The organism is Arhodomonas sp. KWT (assembly GCF_010993615.1).
Genome location: NZ_WNXE01000147.1, coordinates 1 through 6,391, shown reverse-complemented (window position 1 = coordinate 6,391; position 6,391 = coordinate 1). Strand labels below are relative to the sequence as shown.

Annotated in this window: 6 protein-coding genes; 4 read left to right on the top strand and 2 right to left on the bottom strand. The window is 71.6% G+C overall.

Annotation, left to right across the window (positions count from 1 at the left end; translation table 11 throughout):
- Both G7A99_RS15280 and G7A99_RS15275 read left to right on the top strand, forming a co-directional pair.
- A partial coding sequence (locus G7A99_RS15280) for a glycosyltransferase family 9 protein (RefSeq protein ID WP_163141661.1) occupies positions 1–288 on the top strand: 288 nt, incomplete at its 5' end.
- Positions 285–1,379 (top strand): glycosyltransferase, encoded by a 1,095-nt coding sequence (locus tag G7A99_RS15275; RefSeq protein ID WP_163141657.1) that lies wholly within the window; start codon positions 285–287, stop codon positions 1,377–1,379. The genes G7A99_RS15280 and G7A99_RS15275, both read left to right, overlap by 4 nt.
- On the opposite strand, the gene G7A99_RS15270 is transcribed toward G7A99_RS15275, so the two are convergent.
- Together G7A99_RS15270 and G7A99_RS15265 are read right to left on the bottom strand one after the other, a co-directional pair.
- Positions 1,346–2,293, bottom strand: coding sequence for a hypothetical protein (locus G7A99_RS15270; RefSeq protein WP_163141654.1), 948 nt, complete (start codon positions 2,291–2,293; stop codon positions 1,346–1,348). The genes G7A99_RS15275 and G7A99_RS15270 overlap by 34 nt on opposite strands.
- Entirely contained in the window at positions 2,290–3,570 is a 1,281-nt protein-coding gene (locus G7A99_RS15265; RefSeq protein WP_205599870.1) for an O-antigen ligase, read from the bottom strand. The genes G7A99_RS15270 and G7A99_RS15265 overlap by 4 nt, the downstream gene beginning before the upstream one ends.
- Before the next feature lie 403 nt (positions 3,571–3,973).
- Here G7A99_RS15265 and G7A99_RS15260 point away from each other — a divergent pair, with 403 nt between their 5' ends.
- Complete coding sequence (locus G7A99_RS15260) at positions 3,974–5,140, top strand: glycosyltransferase (protein ID WP_163141648.1); 1,167 nt, start codon at positions 3,974–3,976, stop codon at positions 5,138–5,140.
- A complete protein-coding gene (locus tag G7A99_RS15255) occupies positions 5,137–6,255 on the top strand; it encodes a glycosyltransferase (RefSeq protein ID WP_163141645.1) in 1,119 nt (372 codons plus the stop codon). Before G7A99_RS15260 ends, G7A99_RS15255 begins: the two co-directional genes overlap by 4 nt.
- The last annotated feature ends 136 nt before the right edge of the window (positions 6,256–6,391 follow it).

Here is a 6,391-nt window from a genome sequence, read left to right as displayed (position 1 = left end):
TCGCTGCGCGCCAGCGCCGCGGCCATCGCCGGTGCCGAGGCCCTGGTGGGCGTGGATACCGGCCTCACCCACATGGGTACCGCCCTGACCGTGCCCACCGTGGCGCTGTTCGGCTCCACCCGTCCCTATCTGGAGACGGAGAGTCCGCGCACCCGGGTGCTCTACGAGCCGCTGTGGTGCTCGCCCTGCCGCCGGCGTCCGCTGTGCGGCGGCGAGTTCAGCTGCATGCGCCTGCACCGTCCCGGCGACGTGTTCGATGTCGCCCGCGAGCTGATGGCCGCGACATGACGGTGGTCCACGTCGAGACCGGCATGCACCTCTACGGGGGCGCGCTGCAGGTGCTGATGCTGCTGCGCGGGCTCGCGGCCTCGCCGGGCCGGCACGTGCTGGTCTGCCCCGCCGGCAGCGAGATCGCCGAGGCGGCGCAGGGCGTCGCCGACCGCGTGGTCGCGATGCCCGTGCGCGGCGATCTGGACGTCGCCTTCGGTGCCCGGCTCTACCGCGTGCTGCGCGAGGAGGATGCGGACCTCGTCCACCTCCACAGTCGCCGCGGTGCCGACGTCATCGGCGGCATCGCCGCCCGCCTCGCCGGCGTGCCGGCGGTGCTCAGCCGCCGGGTGGACAACCCGGAACGGCGCTGGTGGGTGGCGCTGAAATACCGCCTCTACGCCCACGTGATCACCATCTCCGAGGGCATACGCGAGGTCCTGCTCGCCGAGGGCCTGGCCCCGGAGCGGGTTACCTGCGTGCGCAGCGCGGTGGATACGCAGACGTATCGCCCCGGCGGCGACCGCGCGTGGTTCCGGCGGGAGTTCGGCCTCGCCGACGACGAGGTGGCCGTGGGCATGGCTGCGCAGTTCATCCCGCGCAAGGGGCACCGCGTGCTCGTCGCGGCGGCCCCCGCCGTGCTGGCGGCGCACCCGCGCACCCGCTTCCTGCTATTCGGCCGCGGTCCGGAGGAGGCGGCGATCCGCTCGCTGGTCCACGAGCAGGGCCTGGGAGACCGGTTCGTGTTCGCCGGCTTCCGCACCGACATGGCGCACATCTTTCCGTGCCTCGACGTCCTCGCGCACCCGGCCTATATGGAGGGCCTCGGCGTGACCCTGCTCCAGGCGGCGGCCTGCGGCGTGCCGGTGGTGGGGGCGGAGGCAGGCGGCATTCCCGAGGCCGTTGCAGACGGGATTACCGGCTACCTCGTGCCACCGGGGGACAGCACCGCCCTCGCAGAGCGGGTGGGCCGGTTGCTGGGCGATCTCGCCCTGCGCGAGACCATGGGTGCGGCGGGTCGGCAGCACGTTGACGCGCGCTTCTCGGTGACGGCGATGACGGTGCTGAACCGGCGTGTCTACGAGCGCGTGCTCGGCGTGGGTAGTGGGTAGCCGAATTCGGCGAGCCTGATCCCGAGCTCGGCCTCCAGCTGGGCGTTCACGTGCGCGTAGTAGGCCTGGATGAACTCCATGTTGTCCCGGCCGAGAAGATCCCCGGGGCGCTGCTGACGGCCGAGGACAGGCAACCGGTTGAGGTGCTTGAGCAGGATTCTCCCCTTGCGATAGGTGAACGGCACGTTCAGCCAGACCCGCTTGTCTACCACGTCCCGGTAGGTGAAGTGATTGATCAGCCGCGCCAGGGCGAGGGTGCCCCGGCGGTAGCCGATGTTTACCCTGTCCGCATGCAGCGGTTGGGGCGGGACGTCGAGGCCGAGGGCGTCCGCGAAGCGTGTAACGAACGCCTCCCCATCGCGGGCGAAGGCCTCGTAGGGGAAGACGTGGACCCGCTCACGGCCGAACAACGCCTGGTAGTGGCGGATCAGCGGCAGGTACTCGAAGTGCTCGAATCGGAACAGCGGCGCCTTCGCCGGTTGGAAGCCGGACTCGTGGAGATAGTGGGCGTGGTGGAGATAGCGGTTCACACCGTGGGTACCGCCCTCCTTGACGTACTGTTTGTACACCGAGGCGATCATGGCCGGCTGGTTGCGGATGAAGATGACGATGCGCGCCCCCGGCAGGGTCCGATGGATCCGCTGTGCGACCTCCTTGGACAGGCAGCCGAAAAGCCCGCCGTTGTGGAGGTTGCCGCTGAGCTCTTCCTCGCAGAGGATGATGTCCTCGTCATCGCGTTTGCCGAGGGTGGCGCGCGCGGTTGCCGGGTCGAAATGAAAGGCGTCGTGATGGATGAAGGCCGCCCGGACGTGCTTGCGATGGACATAGCGCAGCCCCTGCGCCCCGGGGTAGAACAGGCGCTGGAACCAGTTCGTCGCCGTCTTGTGGTAGCCGATGTGAACGATGTCCGTCATGGCGTGTGCCCGGGTGTGTCACGGTGGCCGGTGGCACGGGCGCGCAGCCCCGTGGCGATGAGTATGGCGAGGAACAACGAGTTCGGCACGATCCCGGTTGGATCCAGGTAGCGGATCTGTAGCTGACCGATGAGGAAGAACGTCAGCAGGCCGCCGCCGGCCAGGCGCACCAGATTGTCCGGGACGTCGCTACCGGCCGGTGGCCGGAGGCCGCGGAAAAGCGCCACGATGCCGCAGACCCCGAAAAGGCCCACGCCCACGAGGCCGAGCTGTGCCCAGAGGTTGAGCACCATGTTGTGCAAGTGGGGGAAGCGCTTGACCTCGGAGGCCGCGTAGCGCTTGATCGCCGGTTGCGCGCCCGCCGGCCCCCAGCCGAGCCAGGGGGCGTTGCGGATTATCGTGGCACCGCTACGCCAGAGCATCAGTCGGTAGCGCAGTGAGCGGTTGGGGACGGCCTGCCAGTCGCCGGCGGCGATGTCGCGCACGGAGCGGACCGCCTCGCCCGGGTCCAGCCGCCAGGCCACGGTGTCCGAGGTGGCCACGATACCGCCCAGCGCCAATACCGCGAGCAGCGCTGCCGCCGCGGCCGGACGGCGCCCGGCGGGGGTGGCGAGCCACCGGCAGAGGGTTGGTCCCCACTGGACGGCCAGGGTCACAGGGATGCCGATCATCGCCCCGAGCCAGGCCGAGCGGGAGCCGGACCACAGCAGCGCCAGCAAAGCGACGATCAGTGCTGCGCCCCAGCCCGCCATCAACATGATGCGCCGGGCGCGCGTGCCGCAACGCACCGGCGGGCGCATGCAGAGCACGAGGAGCACGAGGGCGGCATACAGCCCGAAGGCGTTGGGGCTGGCGGAGGTCTTAAGCCGGACCAGCCCCTCCCAGGGCAGGCGTGGTGCGCGGGTGAGCGCGACGGCGAGCCCTACCAAGCCGGAGAGCACGGCGAGGTTGAGGCAGCGTCGAATCCAGGCGGGATGGCGGAACAGCCACCATCCCCCGGCCACGGCGAGCAGTCCGTCGGCGCGGAGCAGGTGCCAGCTCTGGCCGAGGTGACCGCGGTCCGGGTCCGCCGGGGTGCTGGAGTAGACGGCGAGCAGTCCGCGCAGCACGACGTAGGCGCAGAATGCGGTCACGAGGAGTGCCAGCGGGTCTCGAAGCAGGGTCGGTAAGGCCTGGCGGGCCTGTAGGAGAAAGCCGAGCAGCATCAGGGCCAGCCCGGTATTCATGGCGGCTACGCTGAAGCCGCCGCTGAAGGCGAAAAGCGCGAGCCCGCTCAAACCGAGACCGGTCGAGACAGGCGTGCAGGCACGCGCCACGGTGGGTGCGGCGCCGGTTATCCACGGTGTCGTTGGCATCGGTGGCCCTGATTATGTGCTTGGCGGTCCGCGTGCACGGGCCGTCTTCCTCTGGCCTTGCGGACACAGGGTCCGTATGGTGCGTTCCGGGCCATCGCCCCGGCCATTCCTCGAATTGCTCGAACGGGCCGGTGACGCAATAATGGCGGCGCATCATGAGTACGCATTCCGGTGGTTGCATTGCCGGCCGCCGAACCGCCGCGATCGTTTCCCCGGTCGACGGTCGATCACCCTGAACATGGTGAGGTCCAAGGGATCAGGTATGCTCGACAACGCGTCGCGCGGATCGAAGTTTATCCCCGGTGCCTCAGGACTGTCCAAGCCGATGGATCCCGGGGTTGAAGAAGTGCGCGCGGACGCACCGGCGCGGCAGCCGGGGGAGGGCGCGTGCGCCGGACGACTCGCGATCCTGATCACCGACCAGGGCGACGGCGGTGTCGAGCGCATGCTGGTGCACACCGCCAACGCGCTTGCGGCACGGGGCGTTGCGGTGCACCTGCTGGTGGCGGACCGGGATCAGCGTTTCCTCGACCGCTGCGATGACACTGTTGCGCTGAGCGAGCTGGAGGCCGGCTCGTCCGTGGACGCGGTGCGCCGTTTCCTGGAGCACGAGCGCCCGGCCGTGCTCATCAGTGCCAAGCTCCGTGACGACCGCATCGCCGCGGACGCGCGGGATGCCGCCGGGAGCGGCACCCGGGTGTTCTTCCGGGTGGGCAATCCGCTGGTGCACCGGCTGCGCCAGGGCCGCGCGAATCCGTTGCGCCGCTGGCGCCGGCGGCGGCAGATGGCGCGGCTGTACCGCCGGGCCGACGGGGTCATCGCCGTGTCCGGCGGGATCGCCGACGATCTCGTGGACGGACTCGGCGTGCCGCGCTCGCGTATCCGCGTGCTCCCCAACCCCACCATCACTGCCGCGGTCCACGACGAGGCCCGTGAGGCCGTGGTCCATCCGTGGTTCCAGGGCGACGGGCCGCCGGTGATCCTCGCCATCGGCGGGCTGCGCCGGCAGAAGAACTTCGCCTCGCTGGTGCGCGCCTTCGCCAGGGTGCGTGGTGAGCGCGCCGCCCGGCTGGTGATACTCGGCGACGGCCGTCAGCGCGAGCGCCTGCTGGCGCTCGCGCGTCGCCTGGACGTGGCCGGGGACGTGGACCTGCCGGGCTGGCAGCCGAACCCCTATGCCTTCATGGCGCGGGCGGCGGTGTTCGTCTCCTGCTCGCGCTGGGAGGGCTCGCCGAACGTGCTGGTGGAGGCGGCCGCGCTGGGGGTGCCGCTGGTCGCCGCGGACTGCATCAGCGGCCCCCGGGAAATCCTCGAGGGCGGACGCCTCGGGCACCTCGTCCCGGTGGACGACGCCCCGGCGCTGGCCGCGGCCATCGACGCGGCGCTGCGCGAGCCGGCGCCGGCGGAGATGACCCGGCGGGCTGCCGAACCCTACCAGGCCGACAACAGCGCGCAGGCGTACATTGACGCCCTGCCCCTATACCGCCGATGACCGACCTCGCGATCTTCCTGGCCACCTCGGGTCACAGCGGCGTCGACCGCGTCGCCCGCAACCTTCTGCCCGGTCTCGTGGGGCTCGGGGTCGACTGCGACCTGATCACCATCCGTGGCCACGGTCCGTACCTGCCGGAGGGCGGCGACTACGAGCGGGTGGGCCGTGTCGTGCTTCCCGCGCGCCACGTGGACACCGCCCTGCCCGGGCTGGTGCGCTACCTCCGCCGCGAGCGGCCCGCGGTGCTGATGACCGACAAGTACCGGGTCAACCGCATGGCGCTGCTCGCCCGTGCCATCGCCCGGGTGCCCACCCGGCTCGCGCTGCGTATCGGCACCACCGTGTCCGTGGACCTCGCCAGCCGGGGTTCCTGGACGCGCTGGGTCGAGCGCTGGAGCCTGCGTCACCTCTACCCGCGGGCGGACTACGTCCTGATGCCCTCCCGGCAGGCCGCCGCGGACCTGGAGGCGCTGGCCGGCTGGCCGGAGGGGCGGGTGCGGGTGGTGCCGAGCCCGGTGGTGGATCCGGCCCGTTTCGACGTCCCCGCACCGCCCGATCACCCCTGGTTCGCCCCCGGCGGCCCCCCGGTGATCCTGGGGGCGGGGGAGCTCTCCGGGCGCAAGGACCATGCGACCCTGCTGCGCGCCTTTGCCCGGCTGCGCCGCGGGCGTGACGCGCGCCTGGTGATCCTCGGCCGCGGCCGCCAACACGATCGTCTGCTCGCGCTCGCCCGGGAGCTCGGTGTCGAGGCGGACGTGGACCTGCCCGGTTTCGTTGACGAGCCGGTGCGCTACATGGCCCACGCCGCGGCCTTCGCCCTCACCTCGCGCTGGGAGGGGGCACCGGTGGTACTCATCGAGGCCCTGGCGAGCGGTACGCCGGTGGTGAGCACCGACTGCCCCAGCGGCCCGCGGGAGGTCCTCGACGGGGGCCGCGTGGCGCCCCTCGTGCCCATGGGCGACGACGCGGCCCTGGCGGACGCGCTGGCGGGGGTGCTGGATACGCCGCCGGACCCGGCGGCGCTGCGCGAGGCGGTCGCCGCCTACGGAATCCGGCGCAGTGCCCGCGGTTATCTGGCCGCGATGGACCTCCTTGCTCCCGGGGAGGACGGCTGATGTGCGGGATCGCCGGTGTCAGTCTCGACGCCCCGGTGCCGGAGGAGCGCATCGCCGCTGCCGTGGCGAGGCTCGGCCACCGCGGCCCCGACGACCGCGGCGTCTGGCGCGAGGGCAACGTCGCGCTCGGGCACAC